This is a genomic window from Hydrogenimonas urashimensis (genome assembly GCF_016593255.1).
GTDB classification, from domain to species: Bacteria; Campylobacterota; Campylobacteria; order Campylobacterales; family Hydrogenimonadaceae; genus Hydrogenimonas; species Hydrogenimonas urashimensis.
In genome coordinates this window covers 517,184-535,156 of sequence record NZ_AP023212.1, presented here as the reverse complement: position 1 = coordinate 535,156, position 17,973 = coordinate 517,184, and the positions used below count along the sequence as shown (strand labels likewise).

Annotated in this window: 18 protein-coding genes; 6 read left to right on the top strand and 12 right to left on the bottom strand. The window is 52.4% G+C overall.

Annotated features, from left to right (window positions below; all coding sequences use genetic code 11):
* Positions 1–45 precede the first annotated feature (45 nt).
* Complete coding sequence (locus JMG82_RS02650; RefSeq protein WP_201353394.1) at positions 46–912, bottom strand: Clp1/GlmU family protein; 867 nt, start codon at positions 910–912, stop codon at positions 46–48.
* 97 nt (positions 913–1,009) lie between these two features.
* On the opposite strand from JMG82_RS02650, the gene queC reads away from it, so the two are divergent.
* Together queC and JMG82_RS02640 are read left to right on the top strand one after the other, a co-directional pair.
* Entirely contained in the window at positions 1,010–1,681 is a 672-nt protein-coding gene (gene queC / locus JMG82_RS02645; RefSeq protein ID WP_201353393.1) for a 7-cyano-7-deazaguanine synthase QueC, read from the top strand.
* 130 nt (positions 1,682–1,811) lie between these two features.
* Positions 1,812–2,822 (top strand): LPP20 family lipoprotein, encoded by a 1,011-nt coding sequence (locus tag JMG82_RS02640; protein WP_201353392.1) that lies wholly within the window; start codon positions 1,812–1,814, stop codon positions 2,820–2,822.
* On the opposite strand, the gene JMG82_RS02635 is transcribed toward JMG82_RS02640, so the two are convergent.
* From JMG82_RS02635 to mobB, 7 genes are all read right to left on the bottom strand, one after another.
* A complete protein-coding gene (locus JMG82_RS02635; RefSeq protein ID WP_201353391.1) occupies positions 2,812–3,906 on the bottom strand; it encodes a TRAP transporter substrate-binding protein in 1,095 nt (364 codons plus the stop codon). The two genes, JMG82_RS02640 and JMG82_RS02635, sit on opposite strands and share 11 nt — an antisense overlap.
* Before the next feature lie 127 nt (positions 3,907–4,033).
* Positions 4,034–5,206: a calcium:cation antiporter gene (locus tag JMG82_RS02630; RefSeq protein ID WP_201353390.1), complete on the bottom strand. Its 1,173-nt coding sequence runs from the start codon at positions 5,204–5,206 to the stop codon at positions 4,034–4,036.
* A complete protein-coding gene (locus tag JMG82_RS02625) occupies positions 5,207–6,220 on the bottom strand; it encodes a hypothetical protein (RefSeq protein ID WP_201353389.1) in 1,014 nt (337 codons plus the stop codon).
* An 11-nt stretch (positions 6,221–6,231) separates the two neighbouring features.
* Positions 6,232–8,208 carry a methionine--tRNA ligase gene (metG, locus tag JMG82_RS02620; RefSeq protein ID WP_201353388.1) on the bottom strand — a complete coding sequence of 659 codons (1,977 nt, stop codon included), beginning with the start codon at positions 8,206–8,208 and terminating at the stop codon, positions 6,232–6,234.
* Positions 8,209–8,313: 105 nt separating this feature from the next.
* The gene (locus JMG82_RS02615) at positions 8,314–8,517 is read right to left on the bottom strand and encodes a hypothetical protein (protein WP_201353387.1); all 204 of its coding nucleotides are present in this window, start codon (positions 8,515–8,517) and stop codon (positions 8,314–8,316) included.
* The gene (locus JMG82_RS02610) at positions 8,504–9,355 is read right to left on the bottom strand and encodes a class 1 fructose-bisphosphatase (RefSeq protein ID WP_201353386.1); all 852 of its coding nucleotides are present in this window, start codon (positions 9,353–9,355) and stop codon (positions 8,504–8,506) included. Before JMG82_RS02610 ends, JMG82_RS02615 begins: the two co-directional genes overlap by 14 nt.
* The gene (gene mobB, locus JMG82_RS02605; RefSeq protein ID WP_201353385.1) at positions 9,355–9,852 is read right to left on the bottom strand and encodes a molybdopterin-guanine dinucleotide biosynthesis protein B; all 498 of its coding nucleotides are present in this window, start codon (positions 9,850–9,852) and stop codon (positions 9,355–9,357) included. Before mobB ends, JMG82_RS02610 begins: the two co-directional genes overlap by 1 nt.
* 101 nt (positions 9,853–9,953) lie before the next feature.
* Between mobB and JMG82_RS02600 the strand changes: the two genes are divergently transcribed.
* Positions 9,954–10,451, top strand: a complete 498-nt coding sequence (locus tag JMG82_RS02600; RefSeq protein WP_201353384.1) for a hypothetical protein — start codon at positions 9,954–9,956, stop codon at positions 10,449–10,451.
* Here JMG82_RS02600 and JMG82_RS02595 read toward each other — a convergent pair.
* The 4 genes from JMG82_RS02595 to JMG82_RS02580 form a co-directional block, all read right to left on the bottom strand.
* Positions 10,381–12,006: a lytic transglycosylase domain-containing protein gene (locus tag JMG82_RS02595; protein ID WP_201353383.1), complete on the bottom strand. Its 1,626-nt coding sequence runs from the start codon at positions 12,004–12,006 to the stop codon at positions 10,381–10,383. The two genes, JMG82_RS02600 and JMG82_RS02595, sit on opposite strands and share 71 nt — an antisense overlap.
* Before the next feature lie 10 nt (positions 12,007–12,016).
* Entirely contained in the window at positions 12,017–12,292 is a 276-nt protein-coding gene (locus JMG82_RS02590; protein ID WP_201353382.1) for a YggT family protein, read from the bottom strand.
* Entirely contained in the window at positions 12,289–13,572 is a 1,284-nt protein-coding gene (gene gltX / locus JMG82_RS02585) for a glutamate--tRNA ligase (RefSeq protein WP_201353381.1), read from the bottom strand. Before gltX ends, JMG82_RS02590 begins: the two co-directional genes overlap by 4 nt.
* A gap of 86 nt (positions 13,573–13,658) precedes the next feature.
* A complete protein-coding gene (locus tag JMG82_RS02580; protein WP_201353380.1) occupies positions 13,659–15,680 on the bottom strand; it encodes an EAL domain-containing protein in 2,022 nt (673 codons plus the stop codon).
* A 178-nt stretch (positions 15,681–15,858) separates the two neighbouring features.
* Here JMG82_RS02580 and JMG82_RS02575 point away from each other — a divergent pair, with 178 nt between their 5' ends.
* From JMG82_RS02575 to JMG82_RS02565, 3 genes are read left to right on the top strand one after another with little or no spacing between them, the layout of a single operon-like run.
* The gene (locus JMG82_RS02575) at positions 15,859–16,305 is read left to right on the top strand and encodes an iron-sulfur cluster assembly scaffold protein (protein WP_201353379.1); all 447 of its coding nucleotides are present in this window, start codon (positions 15,859–15,861) and stop codon (positions 16,303–16,305) included.
* Positions 16,305–17,126: a hypothetical protein gene (locus JMG82_RS02570; RefSeq protein ID WP_201353378.1), complete on the top strand. Its 822-nt coding sequence runs from the start codon at positions 16,305–16,307 to the stop codon at positions 17,124–17,126. Before JMG82_RS02575 ends, JMG82_RS02570 begins: the two co-directional genes overlap by 1 nt.
* Positions 17,127–17,954 carry a phosphatidylserine decarboxylase gene (locus JMG82_RS02565; protein WP_201353377.1) on the top strand — a complete coding sequence of 276 codons (828 nt, stop codon included), beginning with the start codon at positions 17,127–17,129 and terminating at the stop codon, positions 17,952–17,954.
* Positions 17,955–17,973 lie beyond the last annotated feature (19 nt).

The following is a 17,973-nucleotide window of genomic DNA, read 5'->3' as shown; positions in this document are numbered from 1 at the left end:
TCGAAAAATCGATAAAAAGGCGATGGCGATCTTACGGGATATCGTTCAGCGAATCGTTTGTTCGATCCAGCCCGCTTTTTCGTCGAGCAGAAGCGATCCCGTGCGCACCATGTCAAGAGCCTTTGGATCGAAAAGGGGCGCTTTGACGAAAATTTTCTCATCCTCCACTCTCTCCACGATGCCAAGCCTCAGCAAAAACCCCTCGTTGTCGATCAAACCCACAAGCTGCATTTTTCGCAGGGGCCACCGTCCCACCACGCCCGTCGTTTCCAAAGAGACAGAGATCGTTGTGGCGTCTTGGAAATAGCGGCGGAAATTATCTTGGCGTATTCTTTTGCGCCGGGCGGGGGAGATCTTTTGGACCTTGTTGGAAAGTGGCAGTTCAATCATCGAAAAACGGCCGCTTTTGCGCCAGGGAGAAAGAATGGGCTCAAGCTCTTCGCCCTTTTTCAGTGCGATGAGAGTGGCGGGCCGCAACAGATCGAATTTGCTCCATTTGAGCGTATGGCCGCCGGCATCGGGCGAAATGAAACCTGTCGTGTCGATCAGTATCGTGCGCGCCCCCGACTTTTTAGCTTTTTGTACGAGACGCTCCAGCCCCACCAGGGTCTGCTCACGGTGCCCTGCGGGCGAAATGCCGCCTACGAACCATCTTGCCACGCATACGAAATCAAAATCCGGCGAGCAGAGGCTGAGTGTCTGTGTCGTTGGCGGTCCCAGCGCCGTCTGTCCGATATCCCCGTCGATCACCGCGACCAGACGTTCGCCGCGAAGTCTTTCCGCAAAATGGCGCACGAAGGTGCTTTTGCCCGAATCGGTGCCTCCAATGACCATGACGATGCCGCTTAATAGTTTTTCATCCAGACGCAGCCAGGCCGAGGGAGTGTCGAGGGTTGTCGTTTCATTTGCCATAATGATCGATTGTACCACAGGTATGCCGTGAAGTTTTGGATAATGAAAGTCTTGCGATTGTAAAATTGCAATAAGAATAAAAAATACGGGATCTCCAATGAAAAGAGCGGTAGTGATATTGAGTGGCGGAATGGATTCGACGACAGCCGCCTATATTGCCAGGGCGGAGGGGTATGAGATCGTGGCGCTGCATTTTGATTACAGACAGCGCACACAGAGGCGGGAACGCAGGGCGTTCGAGGCGATCTGCGACAGGATGGGCGTCGTGAACCGTTATCTCATCGATCTTCCTTTTTTCGAGCAGATCGGAGCGTCGGCACTGACGGACAGAAGCATCGATGTGCCCACCGGCGGTATCGAAGAGGGGGTTCCCGTAACCTACGTTCCGTTCCGCAATGGCATCTTTTTGAGCATTGCCGCCGCCGTGGCGGAAAAAGAGGGGGCCGAAGCGCTCTACATCGGCGTGGTGGAGGAGGACAGCAGCGGCTATCCCGACTGCAGGGAATCCTTTATCGAAGCGATGGAGAGAGCGATCAACCTCGGCACGAAGGAGCAGACACGCATACAGATACGCATGCCGCTTGTGCATCTGAAAAAAGAGGATATCGTAAAAACCGCAGTAGAATACGGCGTTCCACTGGAGCTGACATGGAGCTGCTACCAGAACGAGGAGGAGGCGTGCGGTGTGTGTGACAGTTGCCGGCTTCGGCTCAAAGGGTTCGAAAAAGCGGGCCTTCAGGATGTCATCCCCTACAAAAAAAAGGGATAAGGAACCCATTCCCGACATATAAAAAATTTCTTCCAGACTCTTTCATGTTTTTGGTTATTGTCGATTATGTAGTACATGATATTGCAAAACCCGCTGAATGAAACCATGCTCCATAACGGATAACAGAAACATGACAAAGATCTTTTTTTGGCCCCTCATCTTTTTTCTCTTCCTGGCCGGCTGCAGTCAGAAGGAGATACAAAAAGATGCCGACATACCGCAGCAAAAAGAGGTGGATGCGATGCCCGGGTGGTATACCCATCCTCCTGAAAACAGCGATACTCTCTTTTACGGCATAGGCAGGGGAACGACGCCGGACGCGGCAGCAGAAGCGGCACGGAAAGATCTGAACGAACGGATAAGCGATGACCTGCTCGCTCGGTGCCGCATTCATGAGAAGAGAGTGAAAAGGTATTTGACAGAAAGTCAGACCAGGACGCTTCATCGACGACTGGAAAAATTCCATGTCAAAGATATTAAAATGTTGAAAAGCGAAAGAAGGCCCGAAGGATACATTGTACTTGTAGGCGCCGGACGCGCCGACCTGGCCAAACCTCTGAAGCGAAAGGTGATTCGCAGACTGGTACCGATCGAAGAGCGCTGGCATGCGGTCCGTACGTCGAATATTCTTGTCCGCTACAAGACCCTGAATGAGGCGAAAAAGAAGATAAGGGAATTGCTTCCGGACTACCTGGTCGCTTCGGCGATCGAACCGTTTTCGAAAAACATAACGAGCCGTGTCGAAGAGGCCTTGCCCTATTTCGACCGTATGGAGAGGTCGCTCAAAAAACGATTGAGTTTCTGTATCGAACCGGCGGAAACGCCTGCCCTGGAGCTCTTCTCCGAAGCGGTCGAAAAAGCCCTGACAAAAGAGAACTACCCGGTCGTGACCTCAGACGGTGTGAAAAAAGACACCATCTGCATCCTCGTGGAAGGAGTGCTCGATCATCACAGCAGCGCCGATACGCACATGTTGAGTGCATCCATCGATCTGAAACTGCGGGAGCCACACCGGCATGTGATCGAAAAGAGACACTACGTGGTGACAGGAACCTCTTCCAAAAGCGGTATGCGGGCGCTGCAGAAAGCCACGCAGGCGCTGGAGAAACAGCTGAGAGAGGGGTTTCCTTTCAGCGAATAGAGAGATACTTCGCTTCGCTGATATCGGTCCAGGGCCTGATCACTCTCTCATAGGCGTCCATCGATGCGAAGACCCGTTTGAAATCGCCGCTTTTGGCGCTCTGCTCCTCCACGACCTGCATCAGCGCTTTTTTGGCCGCCTCGATGATATCCGGCGGAAAATCCCTGATCTCTACATGCACCTCTTTGAGCTTTTTCAACGCTTTGGCGTTCTCATCCATGAACTCATGGTACATCTCCGTCGTCATCGCTTCGGCCGCATATCGGATGATGGCTTTGTGCTCGTCGCCGAGCGAATCGAAGCGGGCCTTGTTGAAGGTCAACTCCAGAATCGAGCCGGGCTCGTGCCATCCCGTGTAGTAGTAGCGGGCGACTTTGTAAAATCCCATGCGGATATCCAGCGCGGGACCGACCCATTCGGTCGCATCGATCGTGCCCCGCTCGAGCGACGTGTAGATTTCGCCGGCGGGCAGCAGGATGGGATTGACGCCCAGTTTCGCCATGACCTCGCCTCCTAGGCCAGGAATGCGCATCTTCAGCCCTTTGAGGTCATCAAGCGATTCGATCGGTTTACGGAACCATCCACCCATCTGAACACCGGTGTTGCCGCCGACAAACGGATGGAGATTGTATTTTGCGTAAAGTTCCCGCCACAGCTCGTACCCCCCGCCGTAATCCATCCAGCACTTCAGTTCCGATGCGACCATGCCCAAAGGCAGGCCGCTGAAAAGGGCGAAGGCGGGATTTTTCCCTTTCCAGTAGTAGGGGCCCGAATGGAACGCGTCGATCTGTCCGCTGCTGGTCGCATCGAAGACGGCGAGGGCGGGGACGAGGATGTTTTTGGGGTAGACCTTGATCTCCAGCGATCCGCCGCTCATCGTCTTGACCTTTTCGGCGAAACGGTCGACACCCGTCCCCATGATCGGGAAGTTGGCCGGCCAGCTGGTAGCCAGTTTGAGTTTCACTTTGCGTTGACGGCTGACGTTGAAGCTCTTCTTCCCTTCGATCTGTTCCCTGGTACATCCCGAAAATGTCGCTGCGGCCCCGGCGACCGCCGCGGTTTTAAGAAAATCTCTGCGTTTCAAGGGGACTCCTGAATTTTTTGGAAATTATAACATTGTGAAGATTGCTGAAGGGTGAATGACGCTTTTTCTCAAAAGAGAAATAGAGCGCAGACCGATAGGCTTGCCCCATCGGCCGCTTTTGTGTGGTTTAATGATAGAAGGCCGCGATAACGGCGTAGGCGAAGAAGAACATCAGGTGGCTGATCCCTTCGACGTAGTTGGTCTCCCCGTTGTCGGTCGTTTTCCACGCGAGAATGACGGTCAGGATCAGCGCGCCGATCTGCAGTGAATTGAAATCGAGGCTGAGGTGGACACCGGCGAAGGGGGCCAGAAGCATAAGGATGGGCACCGTCAGCAGGATCGAAACGGTCGAGGCCCCCATGGCGATATTGACGACCCGCTGGATCTGGTCGGATTTCGCCGCTTTGACGGCGGTGAATAGTTCGGGCGAGACACTGATGATGGCGATGACCAGACCGGCGAGGGCGGCGGATATACCATAATCGTTGGCGATCTGCATACCGTCGCTGGCGAAAATCTCCGCAATGATGCCGATGAGAAAGATGAGACCGAAGATGACGAAAAAGTTGGCGATGTTAGGGAGTTTTTCGAATATGTAGTCCTCCTCTTCCTCCTCTTCCTCCATTCCCTCTTTTTCGGCGCGTTTTCTTCGCAGGCGGAAAATCCGGCTTCTTGCCGTGGCTTTGAAGAAGTGAATGTGTGTCCTGGTCTGGAAAATGAAGATCGTGATGTAGTAGAACATCAGAAGGCCGGCGATGATATAGCTTGCCGTCGGCAGCGAATCTCCCTTGCTGCTTGAGTACTGCAGAAGGCTCGGGACCAGCAGCATGACCGACGCGACAAGCAGAATGGTCGTATAGGTGCTGGATGTGTCTTCGTTGTGTTCTTGCTCTTTGAAACGGAGGCCACCAACGAACACGGCGATGCCCAACAGAACGTTCATATCGACGATGACAGCGGAAATGATACCGCCTTTGACCGTTTCGAGCGCATGAGCGCCGTGGCTGCTTTCGAGCAAAATCATGAAAAGCAGCAGAATCTCGACGGCAACGGCACTGAAGGTGAGCACGAAACTGGCATAGGGTTCCTGGAGTCTTTCGGCGAGTATTTCCGCGATTTCGGAGACGGTGAAAGAGAATGCCGCGATGCCGAGTCCCGCAAAGAGAGTGGCGAGATAGACCGAATGGTTCAGATGAAAAAGAAGCGCCAGCGAGGCGAAGAGGATACCGGCGATCAGATCCCAGTAATCCTCGAGAAAATCCTGCAAACCCGGGGAGGGTTCAGAACTGTCACTGTTCATTTAAAAGAGTCCTTTGTTCATGTTCGAAAATATCGCATCATCCTGTGGCAGATGTTCCATCACACGTTCGCGTTTTGTGCCCGTTATGATTGTATAGGCGGGTTTGGCGAACTCTTCGCGGATCGTCATCAGCAGACGCTCCAGCGATTCGTATGGATACATCGTCATTTTTATATCACAATTGAACTTAATTTGTTTTGGGAAAAAGATCCTACGTCGGATCCATGTGGCATTTTCAAAAAGCTCTTTGCATGCGCACAGCAGCGAATTTTCGGCGAAGACAAGCACATGTTCGCTCGATCCGTACGCCACTTCCCGGCCGCAGGCGTCGACGAAAACCGGCTTGAGGGAGGGAGTATGGTGCAGATGCTGTAGGAAGTAGGGAAGCGAAAGTGTTTTCAAAATACCGACCGCGTGCAGAAGATGTGGAACCATGCAGGGGATCACGAAAAGATGGGGATGGTAGGTGCCATCGAGAACAAGCGAAGTTTCGAAAATCTTCGAGGACGTGACGGTGCAGGCGACGGGAGCCGGTTCGATCGGTTCGACGGAGGCTCCGATTCGTTCGATAAAGGGCCTGGCGCCGCATAGGAGTATCTGTTCGGCGTGGGAGAGAAAGAGAGTCTCGCTCATCTGCTCTTCGCTTCCTGCAATGATGACGAGCGATCTTTGAGAACCGATCTGCTCGACGAACTCGAGGTCGGCGGCTGGAACGTATCGGATATTTCTCGGATTCTCCACGAGCCAGAGTCTCAGGAGACGGACCATGGCCTCTGCAAGATTGTCCGTCCTGATCCATGCGACCTCTTCATCCTGCGGAACGAGATCAAGATCGGTGATGATACCGTAAGCGCCCTGTTGAAGCGCCTGGACAATCTCTTCCCGCCGTTTCGCAACAAAAAGCGAGCCGCGTGTCACTTTGCGCGGAGAGAGGGCGACGGTGTCGAAACCCGAAATGGAAGGAGAATTGAGCAGCCTGCCGCCCGTGACGGCAAGTACGCTTTCAAGCCGCATGCAAGAGTGCGTCAACCGATGGCGCTGCCGGGGCGCCTCGGTTTTTCCGGACGGATGAGGCAGAGTCCCTCTTCATCTTTGGCGGCAAGGAGCATTCCCTCGGAGAGCATGCCCATCAGTTTGGCCGGTTTGAGGTTGGCGACGACGCAGACCTGTGTGCCTTCGAGGTCTTGGGGTCCATACCACTCTTTGATGCCTGCGATGATCTGTCGCGGCTGCTCTTCGCCCAGGTCGACCTGCAGCCTGAGCAGTTTTTTGCTTTTGGGAACCTCTTCGGCTTTGACGACGGTGCCCACTTTCAGCTGGACCTGGAAGAACTGGTCGATCGTGATGAGGTTTGCGCCGCTCTCTTCGCTCTTCGTTTCGGAAGGCGCTCTCTTTTCGGAGCCTCTCTTCTGTTTTTTCTCCTCTTTCGCCGTCTCCTCTTTTTTTGCCGGAGTTTCGACGAGGGGCTCCTCGATGCGGGGGAAGAGGGGTGGAATCTTCTTTATCGTGAAACTCTCCAGCAGACTCTTTTCTTTGATCAGCCTGCGGTACTGCTCCGTGGTGATCGCAAATCCCAGTGCGCCGGCAATCGTCTGGGTCGTTTTGGGCATGAAGGGGTGAAGGAGTACGGAGACTTTCGCCAGGATGTTGGCGACCAGCGCGATGGTCGCCATCGCCTCCTTCTCTTTCGCTTCCTTCATCTTCACCCACGGCATGGCGGTATCAATCGCCTTGTTGGCGATGCGCAGTGTTTTCCACAGCTCTTCGAGGTAGCGGTTGGTCTGCACTTCGTAAAGGTAGGGTTCGATGCCGGAGAATATCTTTTCCGCCTCCTCAAGCTCCGATGCGTGATGGGTTTTGACCCCTTCGCTGTCGATTCGGAAATCGAAATATTTGCCACTCATGCCGATGATGCGGTTGAGCAGGTTGCCCAGGTCGTTGCCCAGGTCGGAGTTGATGCGGTCGATGAGGGCTCTTTGGCTGAAGTCACCGTCCTGTCCGAAGGGGACTTCCCGCAGCATGAAGTAGCGGAAATTTTCCAGGCCGTAGGCGTCGGCGATCTCTTTTGGGTCGACGACGTTGCCTTTGCTTTTGCTCATCTTCTCCCCATTGCGTGTCCACCACCCGTGGGCACCGATGTGGTGGGGAAGCTCCAGTCCCAGACTCATCAGGAAGGCGGGCCAGTAGATGGCATGGAAACGGAGGATGTCTTTGCCGATGAGATGAATTTTGGCGGGCCAGTAATCCATCCGTTTCTCGTCGGTTCCGTATCCGAGTGCCGTGACGTAGTTCATCAGGGCATCGAGCCACACATACATCACATGTTTCGGATCGTTCATCTTTTCCGGCAGCTTGACGCCCCAGTCGAAACTGGTACGGGTAATGGAGAGATCTTCGAGTCCGTTTTTGACGAAGTTGATCACTTCGTTTCGCCTGCTTTTGGGAAGAATGCATTCGGGTTTGCTTTCGTACCACTCCAGCAGCCTCTCCTCATATTTCGAGAGACGGAAAAAGTAGCTCTCTTCCTCGACGATCGTCGTGGAACGGCCGCATTCGGGGCAGAACTCCTCGTCCACGAGCTGGGTGTCGGTGAAGAAGGTTTCGCAGCTGACACAGTAATGGCCGCGATAGACGTCTTTGTAGATGTCGCCCTTGTCATACATCACCTCGAACGCCTTCTGAACCCCCTTCATATGGTCGGGATCGGTCGTGCGGATGAATTTGTCGTAACTGATATCAAATTCATCCCACAGATTTTTGAAACGGGCCGAAATCTCGTCGGCATACTCCTGCGGGCTCTTGCCGCGCGCTTTGGCCGCCTGCTCGATCTTCTGGCCGTGTTCGTCGGTACCGGTCAGAAAAAAGACATCCATGCCGACCATGCGCGAATAGCGCGCCAGCGTATCGGCGATGATCGTCGTATAGGCGTGTCCGATATGCGGGACATCGTTGACATAATAGATCGGTGTGGTGATATAGATTTTTTTACATTTTTCGCTCATGAAACCTCTTTTTCAACTAAAAACTAAAAACTAAAAACTAACAATAAACTAACAATTGACATTGAAAAAACCGAAACTTTTAGTTTTTAGTTTTTAACTTTTAGTTTAAAACTCGAATCCGCCTCCCTCTCCTTTGCTCATGCTTTCGTAGACTTTCTTGACGTAGTCGCTGCGGATGTCGCATCCGAGGATCTTTTCGCATTTCATGCAGCTTTCGACCCCATGCTCTTTCTGGCACGCCAGAAGCCTCTCTTTCGCTTCGTCACGTGCCACTTCCCATTGATCGGTTTTTTTCTCAGTCGATGCCATAGGCCTCTTTCACCTTGCCGATTTCGTAGCAGCTTCCGAAGAAACAGGGTGTGGTTTCATGGGGATCGTTGCAGGGAAGATCGAGCAGGCGTCTGCCCTTGTCGTCGATCGCGGCGCCGCCGGCCGTTTCGTAGACGAACGCGAAGGGAAAGACTTCGAAAAGTTTGCGCAGTTTTCCCTCGGGCTTGTCCGTCGTGCCGGGGTAGCTGAAGAGGCCGCCCCCTTTGAGGAGAATCTGGTGCAGGTCGGGGACCATCCCTCCGGAGTAGCGGAGACGGTAGCCTTCCGCGAAGAGCCCGTCGACCATCTTTTTGTGATGGGGGTACCAGTGCATCTGGGTTCCGCCCGGGGCGTTGAGCTTTCCCTTTTCCGCAAGACGTATCGTCTCCTGCTCGGCGAAACGACCGTGGCGGTAGATGTAGTGGCGCACGCCCCCCTTGTAGGCCGTAACCATCTCAAGACGCGGACCGTGGACGACATAGACGGCGGCAAGCATGTTTTTCGCCTGGAACTCTCCGTCGTAGATTCCGTAGATGGTGCCGACACTCAGGTCGACATCGATCAGGCTGGAGCCGTCGAGCGGATCGTAGGCGATCATGAAGCGTCCCTCGGGATGAAGGGTTTCGGCCTCCTCCTTCTCTTCGCTGGCGATCGCCCTGACTGCCGTGATTTTGGAAAACTCTTCAGCGATGATCAGGTCGCTCTGGATATCGAGCTTGAGCTGCATATCGCCCGTGGCGTTGCAGGAGTCTCCGTAACAGAGGTCTTCGTTGGTGATCGCTTCTTTGATGCGGTGGGCGGATCGCTCAATGGCGTCGAATACGGGTTTGAGTGTCATTAAACAGCCTTTGCGTGGGTTTTGATCCAGCCGACGATCTGATCGACATCGTTGAGATCGAGGATGTCGATGCCGGGCGGAATGGTGTAATCCTTTACATCGATGCTGTCGTCGATCGCGATCGCTTCGGAGCAGGAAAAATAGCTTTCGTCGATCCTGTTTCGGAAGACGGCGATGCGGGGAAGAGGCAGTGTTTTGAGCCCTTCGACCAGAAGGTAGTCGAAATCGTCGACCATCCGGACGATCTCGTCGATCGTTTTTTGGCGGTGGGAAAAGTAGGTGGTCCTCGTCGGCGAGGTGACGACCACTTCCGCGCCGGTTTGGAAAAATTTCCAGCTGTCCTTTCCCTCCACATCGAAAGTGGCTTTGTCCTTCGGATCGTTTTTGACGATAGCGATTTTGTAATCTCTGATCAGCACGCGTGCTATCTTCTCGATGATGGTTGTCTTCCCGCTGTTGGATGGGCCGGTAAAGGCGATTGCCGAACGTTTCTGCAAAGTGTCTACCTCGATGTAAAATGAAGTCGATTATAACCAAAAAGGGTTAAAGAAAGGATAATGTGATAAAATTCTTCCATAACAGTTTAAAGGGCCGACAGGTGAAAAAAAAGTTTTTGCTCGCAGGATTGACACTCGTGCTGACGCTGGGAGGATGCAGTGCGAAGCATGGTGTTTCGGAGCTTTTTGAACCCGACAGAATCTACGAAAAAGCGCTCGTTTACACAAGAGAAGACCAGGTGGTGCGCGGTTTGGAGACCAAAGCGGCCATCAGTGCGACGCTTCTGAACGAGGTTTTCCCCGACAAATACTCCTACAAGGATGGAATCTTCTTTTTCGTCGGCATCGTCACAGATCTGGATGTGGAGGAGTTCAAAAAGAATTACCATATCCGGCTCAACGGCATGGAACCCCTCTCTATCCAGAAAGTGGAGAGCACGGACGATATCTACAGGCTGATGCCCAATGTCAATCGGTGGGGAAAGTACTTCATCGTCAAATTCCCATCCATTTCGGGTACCAAATATACTATCGACTTCGGAATCTATCCGTACGGCTCGGTTCAGTTAGCGTTCCAACGACCGACGAAACGTCGATAGGGTCTCCCAGCACCTTTTTGTAGACGATATAGTTGGCAAGTACCTTCTTGCCGTATCGTCTGCTTTCATCGTAATAGACCAACTCCATACTCAGCCACGGTTCGTAAGCACCTTTTCTGAATAGCTCCCGCTCCGTCAGCAGCCGTTTTGTAAATCCGATGCCGCCGTTGTAGGCATAGGCGAGAAAAAGCGGATGATGGAGCGAACGCTTGAGAAATGTCAGATGGGTCTTGGCGTATGCGACATTGGTTACAGGGTCGAACATCGCATCCAGGTCGAAAGGTTCGTTTCTCTCTTTCGCCAGCGATTTGACGAGAAAGGGCATAATCTGCATCATACCCAGCGCGTAGGAGGGTGAGATGGAGGAGGGGATGAATCGGCTCTCCTGCCGTGCGAGCGCCAGAATGAGCGCCTTGTCATCCGTATCCAGACCTGCGTACGCCTCTTCGTAGGGGATCGGAAAGTAGTGGGTATGGTAGCGGGAGGCTCTCTCCATCACGAAAGCGTAGTGGCCAAGCGTCTGTGGACAGGCGAAACGTTTGCCATAATCGATGAGAAAATCCTCCTTCTTCCCACGGATCGTTTTGAGAGTCTTCAGCCATGCGAAAGGGTTACGGATATCGTAGCGGCAGCGCTTTTTCCCAAAGGTGGGTGAAACAATCCTGGGCCAGGGGGTGTGGAGCTTTTCGTGGGCGTAGAGGGTATAGATATTGAGGTCGAAACTCTTCCCGAGCGCTTCCAGATAGGGTTTTTCGTGATCGATCCGCGAGAGCCAGAAGAGGACCTTGTCCTTGTCGAAACGAAACCATGCCTTTTTGTAGGCGTCCGCCAGATAGATTTTCGCCAGTGCGGGATGGCCGTGCCGCAGCGCGTTCATGGCCAGGAAGAAGGTGGTCTGGTGGTCGAATTTTTTGGAGTCGATGCCAAGCAGAGAGTTCTGCAGTCTCTCCAGGCGCCGGTCCGTTACGATCAGTTTGACAGTCTGTGCGAATTTCCTGTCGCCACCGACTCTTTCTATAAGCTTCGGCGGGAGAGGATGATCGAGATAGGTTTCGCGCCAATCGCGTCCGCAGCGGTTGAACACTTCGAAGAACGTATCGTTGTCGCTTCGCACGAGCTCGTAGAAAGGCTCTTCGGCGACCATGATATCCATCCATCGAAGCAGTTCTGGAAATTCGGAAAGCTGCGCGATGAGCCTGTACTTGTCGGCGTATTTGAGTTTCGAAAATTTGTAGGGAGTGACGGCGATGGCACTGCATGCCGCCTCTTTGGCAGGAATTTTCCGGTAGCCAAGCCGATGACAGCGGTCTGCCATGGCAAATCCCGGTTTTTTCGTCTTTTTCGCATAGCGGTGGATGAGCTTCCAGTTGACAGAACGGATCTGGTAGAAGGCACGGTCCGCTTCCTCCGATGTAATGTTCTGATCGAAAAAACGCCAGATATAGAAATCTTTGGCGTAGCTTTGTGGCATTTTTTCAAGCTGTTTTGGCGTAATCTCCGCATGGAGCAGAAGCGGAGTCAGAAAGGCGAAAACAAGAGCTTTACCCCACATCATCGGCACGGTATCAATGGAAAACGAGGCGCATCAGGAAAACGTCGATGAACTGAAGGCCGATGATGACAATCAGCGGTGCCAGGTCGATGCCTCCCACCACGGTCGGAATATAGCGGCGGATCCATGCGTATACCGGCTCTGTCAGACGGTAGAGCGCCTGGACGATCGGGTTGTAGGGATCGGGACGGACCCAGCTGACAAGTGCGGCGATGATGACGATCCAGATGTAGATGTTGATGATTGTATGGATGACATTGACGATGGCAAACATAAGTGCGGAAATCATTTGACTATCTCCTGTAGATAAGATTTGAGATGGGGATAGAGCGTCCGAAGGTCAGGACCCTGTTCGGATCCTGTCAGCAGAAGTCTAAGAGGTGTGAAGAGAGCTTCGCCTTCAAGATACGTCCTTTCCATCAGGTAGCTTCTGAGTTCGTCGAAAGTTTCAAAGAGCGGCCCCTTTTTGATTGCATCCCGCAGCAGCGTCATCTGCCTTTTCCACTCCCCTTCGAAGGGTTTGTCGGCGAAGATCGCCTCGATTTTCGGTTTGATCTCCCCGATTGTGCTTCCCTCTTCGAGGTAGCATTTTGCCAGCTCCCCGATGGCAGAGTCCGCGAAACCGAAGGCACGGGAGAGCTCTTTGGAATCGGCCAGCCGTATATGCTCACGGTTCAGGAAACGAAGCTTGTCTATCTCAAACCGGACGGGTTCTTTGGAGACGGAGGCGAGGTCGAACCATCCAATCGCCTCCTCCATCGTAAAGACCTCCGTCGGAGTTTTGCTGCCCAGCAGAATCAGGTAGTTGGCGATCGCTTCCGGAAGAAAACCCTCTTCAAAAAGCCACCTGACGCCCGGCAAGCCTTTTTCCCCCGATGCGCCGAGAATGGCCGGCAGATGGGCGTAAGCCACCGTCTTGTCATAGCCGAGCGCCTCTCTGATATGTATCTGCTCGGGCGTGTCGCTCAAATGCTCTTCTTCCCGAATAACAAGAGAGATGTCGTGAATCATATCGTCGACGGCGCAGGCGAAATTGGCGGTGGGCGTTTTGTCCGTCCGCATGATGACGAAACTGTCGATATCATCCGGCGCGAAAGATTGGTGTCCCGTGACGAGATCGTCGAACGTTATCGGTTTCTCAGGCTTTTTAAGCCGAACCGTGAAAGGTTTTTCATTGGCGAGAACTTCCGCGTCGCTGAGCCGTTCGCATCGGCCGCTGTACCGGTAGACTCTCTTTTGCTCTTTGGCCAATTGCTTCTTCGCTTCGAGCTCTTCGTGGGAGCAGAAACAGGCAAACGCCTTTCGTTCTTGCAGCAGCTTGACCGCCATATGTTGATAAATCGTGAGATTGTCGCGTTGGTAGGAGACATCGGAAGGATGAAGCCCGAAGAGCTGGAATATTTCGAGTATATTCCGCTCCTTTCCCTCATTGTTGCGTGCATCGTCGCCATCTTCGATACGGAGAATGAACCGTTCGCCCCGCTGTCTGGCAACGATATAGTTGAAAATGGCCACGCGCAGATCGTCGATGGACATATCTGCCGAGGGAGCGGATGCGAAGCGCAGCATGGAGTTCCTTTTGCCATCTGGCGGATTTCTTGAGGCGATTATACCAAATTGGTCGTCGAAATGTTGATCTCGCGCTGCGCCACTTCTTAGATTTCGTAATGGGTGGTGTCTGGAATATCGGGCTTCGGTTCACCGATATAATAGCCCTGGACGTAGGTGACTCCGATATCTTTGACGGTTTCGTAAACCTCTTTTGAACAGACAAATTCGGCACAGGTCTCGATCCTGAGTTTTTCTGCGAAATCCACGATCGTTTCGACGATGATCTGCGAGCCGATATCGTTGTTGATGTTCTTGATGAGGGAGCCGTCTATTTTGAGCATGTCGACTTCGAGTTTTAGAATGTGGTCGAAATTGGAATAGCCGGAGCCGAAATCGTCGACGGAAATCTGGCATCCGAGTTTTCTAAGACGCTTCAGGCAGCTTGAGACATCTTCATATCGTTCGATCCCTTCGCTTTCGAGTATTTCGAAGTGGAAGCGGTGGGCATTGTCGGACTCGGAAACTTTCCTGATGATGTAGTCCATCGTCTGCTTGTTCATAATGTCGAGATAGGAGATGTTCATCGATATGTCACAGGGAATCTTTTTGGAGATATCGAATATTTTGTCAGCCATCCTTTTGGTCAGTTCGGGGTAGTATTTCGTCCGCTTGGCGATTTCCAGGAAATGGTAGGGGGTATGGACCGTGCCATCCTCGTCGAGAAGGCGCACCAGGGATTCGTAGATTTTGACTCTGCCGTCGCGGGCCGAAACGATAGGCTGAAAATAGGGAACGATGCGATCCTCTTCGAGGGCGCTTTTGAGTCTCTCCGCCCATTCGATATTTTTTTTGTAGAAGTGGCTCATATTCATCGAAGGGTCGTAGATAATGTAGTCGGCTCTCTCCGCTTTCGCCTTCTTGATCGCCATATCCGCCGTAACGAGAAGATCGTCTATCTCCATAGAGGCGCCGGCGGCGATTCGCAGGTGGACGACATTGGAGTCGATGACGAAGTCGAAATTGTTGATTTTTCTAATCAGCTCCTTGATATGGCGTTCGAGTGTCTCCTTTTTGATGTCGGCGTAAAGAAGAAGCGCGAATTCATCGGAGGGCATCCTGTAAAGGGTGCAGATCTTTCTTGGGCACTCATCGTGCAGTAGCTCCGCCAGTTTTTTGATCAGTGTGTCGCCCGCTTCGTGGCCGTAGAAATCGTTGATCTCTTTGAAATCGTCGATATTGAGCAGAATCAGTGCTCTTGCGTTGGGATCGGCTATGTCGTTGATGAGGGCGTTGCGGTTTGGCAGTTGGGTCAAACGGTCGTGATAGAGCTGGTATTCAAGCTCCTGAGACTTCTTTTCGAGGGCTTGTGTCTGTCTTTCCACCTCTTTTTCAAGTTTTGAGGTGTACTCCTCCTCTTTCAGATAGATTTTTTTCATCAGGAAAAAGAAGACGGTTAGAAAAAGAAAGGTGATAACCAGCATGAGAGAGATATTTTTGTAAACCAGTCCCATCACGTTTTCATGCAGCCCTTTTTGGTCGAGATAGATGCTGATGAGGCCCCGCAGATCACCCTCTTTGTACCCATAAGCGCTGTTGTAGTGTGTCCGGATATACTCAGGGGCGTCTTCCCGCTTTCCGTGGCATTTGAGACACTGTTTCGTGATATAAAGCGGGGCGGCGAAGAAGAAAAACTCTTCGCCCCCCCTTTTGATCGTGGCGTAGGTCTTTTTTTGCCCCGGATGCTTTCTGAAATAATCAAGGGTTCGACGCTCCAGCTCATTGGCGGCGTTTTTCGGGTTCCTGGGCCGGTCCGAAACGGTCCGGACGATCGCTTTGTTGGCGATGATTTCGGCAATCTTCTCGGAAATCTTGGGAGTCGTCACTACCGGCAGAAGCTTGATGTTCTCTTCATTGAGTGGAATATGGTTTTTCAGGAAACTCTCCTGATAGGTCGTCCTGAAAGCGACAAAAAACGCATCGAGAATTTTCGCCTGCTGTGTGGAGACGAACAGCTGGATATTGTCGATACGCCTGAACTGATCATAGATAAAGATGGCATTGTAGAGCAGTGCCAGAAAAGAGATACTCGCAAAAAGAAGTACGAATCGGTTTTTTTTAGCGGTCATTGCGATCCTGCCAATTATTTTCTGGAAACATTGCAATCCATCTCATTTTATTGTGACAACATGATATAATCACGCTTTCAATATCGATCGCAAACATTAATTAATTCATGGAATGCGATAGAATATTTTTATGAACCAATATCGGACAGAACAACAAGAAGTTTATACCGGGAACGAAATGGAAAAGAAAGAGCTGTACGACATCACGATGGATCATATGATGAATCCGCGCAATTACGGAAAACTGGAAGACGCCGACGGGCAGGGAATAGGGAAAAATCCGGACAACGGGGAGATGGTCATCGTCTACCTTAAAATGGATGATGGGAAGATCGAAGATATCCGTTTCCAGGCCAAAGCCTGTATGACGACGATCATCGCCGGGTCGATCTTCACCGAAACGGTCAAGGGAGCCACCATCGCCGAATCGAAGGAACTTGCCCAGATCATGCTTGGCAAACTCGACAGCATGCCCCCCGAAGAGGCGGCCTGTTCGGAGATGGTGGCACAGGCTTTTCTGGCGGCACTCGACCAATACGAGGCGAAAAAAAGCGATCCCGATGCGCTGGTACCCACCCATATGATCGGACGGGCCTGTGCACTGCCGGAAGAGGAGAAACAATAATGCAGAAAAGACTTTTTACCACGGTTCACGAAGGGTGGCTCAAACTTCTGTTCGCCTCTTTCGCCGTTGAAGACAGAGCATGGGGCGAGAAGCTCTATGACTACGCCGAGATTCTCTACAGGCACCTTCGTTTCATTGAAACGCTCTATGTCCAAAAAAAGATCGAATACAGCTACGAACGGCCAGCCATACAGTTGGCGTTTACGACCGAAGGGGAAGCGGCGATGTACTGCGACGAGGCGTTGGCGCGTATCGGGCTGCAACTGGTGGAGAACGGCGATCCCCTCGCCAAAAGGATGCTCAACGACCTGAAATTTATCCGTGCCGAACTCCACCGCGCTTTCGGACGCAACGCGAAAGTCACTGCTTTTGACAAATCTCTGAGGTTTGATGGCATCGAACTCGACAAGGCCTCCCTCGATGCGCTGGTGCTCTTTCTTTTCGAAGAGAGCTACAAGGAGTACGAGCTGATCGTGATCTACTCCTACGCCCAGACGGTCGTCGACGACAAGCGGCTTGGCGAAATATTTCAGATACTGATCGACGAGTCGAAATTCCATCTCAAATCTTTCGCGCTGATGATGGCGAAGTTGGGGATACTGGCGGTTCCGCGGATGGTCACCCGGGAGATCTATCGGTTCGATTCGCTGAAAAAATTTCTGGCCGACGGCATCGAAGAGGAGAAGATGGCCAAGGAGCAGTGTCGTGCGCTTGCCGAAGCGGTGGCGAACGAGACACTGCAGCAGTTTTTCGATTTCATCAACTTCCAGGAGGACTACCATATCACCCTGATGGAAGAGGCGCTGGAGAGGATAGGATAGATGGTGAAAAAACATCTGACGAATGTCGTTTCCCAGTGGTTCGGCCGCTTTGCGGACCATGAGTTTCCAAGTAACATCCAATCCTTCATCAACCATGCTTATGTCAACCTGCTGGGGCTTGACATGTCGGAATTCGCCCCGCCTTCGACCTATCCCACGCTCAACAAACTCTTTACCCGGGAACTGAGAAAAGAGCGTTCCATCGACTATCGCCACGGTGTGCTGATTTCGCCGGTCGACGCCTTTGTCACCGAATGCGGAAGACTGCAGAAAGACAAAGCGTTGCAGATCAAGGGGATGGAGTACAGCATCGACGATCTTCTGACTCTGCAGTACGGCAGGGAAGCGAAAGCGCTCTATGAGGGAACCTATATCAATTTCTACCTTTCACCGAAAGATTACCACCGCTACCACATGCCCTACAAACTTCGCATCGCCTCGATTCTGCACCAGCCGGGCAAGCTCTATCCTGTCAACTTCCCTTCGCTTCGCCGCACGAAAGAGCTCTTCGTGGAGAACGAGCGGGTCATTCTGGAGTGCTTCACCGAAAAGAACCGGCGTATCTTTATCGTGCTCGTCGGGGCGCTCAACGTGGGTCGGATGACGATCGCTTTCGATCATCGCATCAAAACGAATGCCGATCCCTACGAACCGACATTCTACCGATACGACAAAAAGCCGGTCTGGATTCACAAAGGGGATCTTCTCGGCATGTTCATGATGGGCTCGACGGTGCTGATATTCGCCGAACCGGGCCTGATGGAGATACGAACCAACGACCGTCGTCATGTCCGTTTCGGTGAAAGAGTGGCGATCATTCGCGATTAAAACGCGCCATCCCGTCCCG

Bases quoted from the DNA above. Each gene is read 5' to 3' on its own strand.
- JMG82_RS02650 (WP_201353394.1), bottom strand. From the start codon at position 912: ATGGCAAATGAAACGACAACCCTCGACACTCCCTCGGCCTGGCTGCGT.
- queC (WP_201353393.1), top strand. From the start codon at position 1,010: ATGAAAAGAGCGGTAGTGATATTGAGTGGCGGAATGGATTCGACGACA.
- JMG82_RS02640 (WP_201353392.1), top strand. From the start codon at position 1,812: ATGACAAAGATCTTTTTTTGGCCCCTCATCTTTTTTCTCTTCCTGGCC.
- JMG82_RS02630 (WP_201353390.1), bottom strand. From the start codon at position 5,206: ATGAACAGTGACAGTTCTGAACCCTCCCCGGGTTTGCAGGATTTTCTC.
- JMG82_RS02625 (WP_201353389.1), bottom strand. From the start codon at position 6,220: ATGCGGCTTGAAAGCGTACTTGCCGTCACGGGCGGCAGGCTGCTCAAT.
- metG (WP_201353388.1), bottom strand. From the start codon at position 8,208: ATGAGCGAAAAATGTAAAAAAATCTATATCACCACACCGATCTATTAT.
- JMG82_RS02615 (WP_201353387.1), bottom strand. From the start codon at position 8,517: ATGGCATCGACTGAGAAAAAAACCGATCAATGGGAAGTGGCACGTGAC.
- JMG82_RS02610 (WP_201353386.1), bottom strand. From the start codon at position 9,355: ATGACACTCAAACCCGTATTCGACGCCATTGAGCGATCCGCCCACCGC.
- JMG82_RS02595 (WP_201353383.1), bottom strand. From the start codon at position 12,006: ATGATGTGGGGTAAAGCTCTTGTTTTCGCCTTTCTGACTCCGCTTCTG.
- JMG82_RS02590 (WP_201353382.1), bottom strand. From the start codon at position 12,292: ATGATTTCCGCACTTATGTTTGCCATCGTCAATGTCATCCATACAATC.
- gltX (WP_201353381.1), bottom strand. From the start codon at position 13,572: ATGCTGCGCTTCGCATCCGCTCCCTCGGCAGATATGTCCATCGACGAT.
- JMG82_RS02580 (WP_201353380.1), bottom strand. From the start codon at position 15,680: ATGACCGCTAAAAAAAACCGATTCGTACTTCTTTTTGCGAGTATCTCT.
- JMG82_RS02575 (WP_201353379.1), top strand. From the start codon at position 15,859: ATGGAAAAGAAAGAGCTGTACGACATCACGATGGATCATATGATGAAT.
- JMG82_RS02570 (WP_201353378.1), top strand. From the start codon at position 16,305: ATGCAGAAAAGACTTTTTACCACGGTTCACGAAGGGTGGCTCAAACTT.
- JMG82_RS02565 (WP_201353377.1), top strand. From the start codon at position 17,127: ATGGTGAAAAAACATCTGACGAATGTCGTTTCCCAGTGGTTCGGCCGC.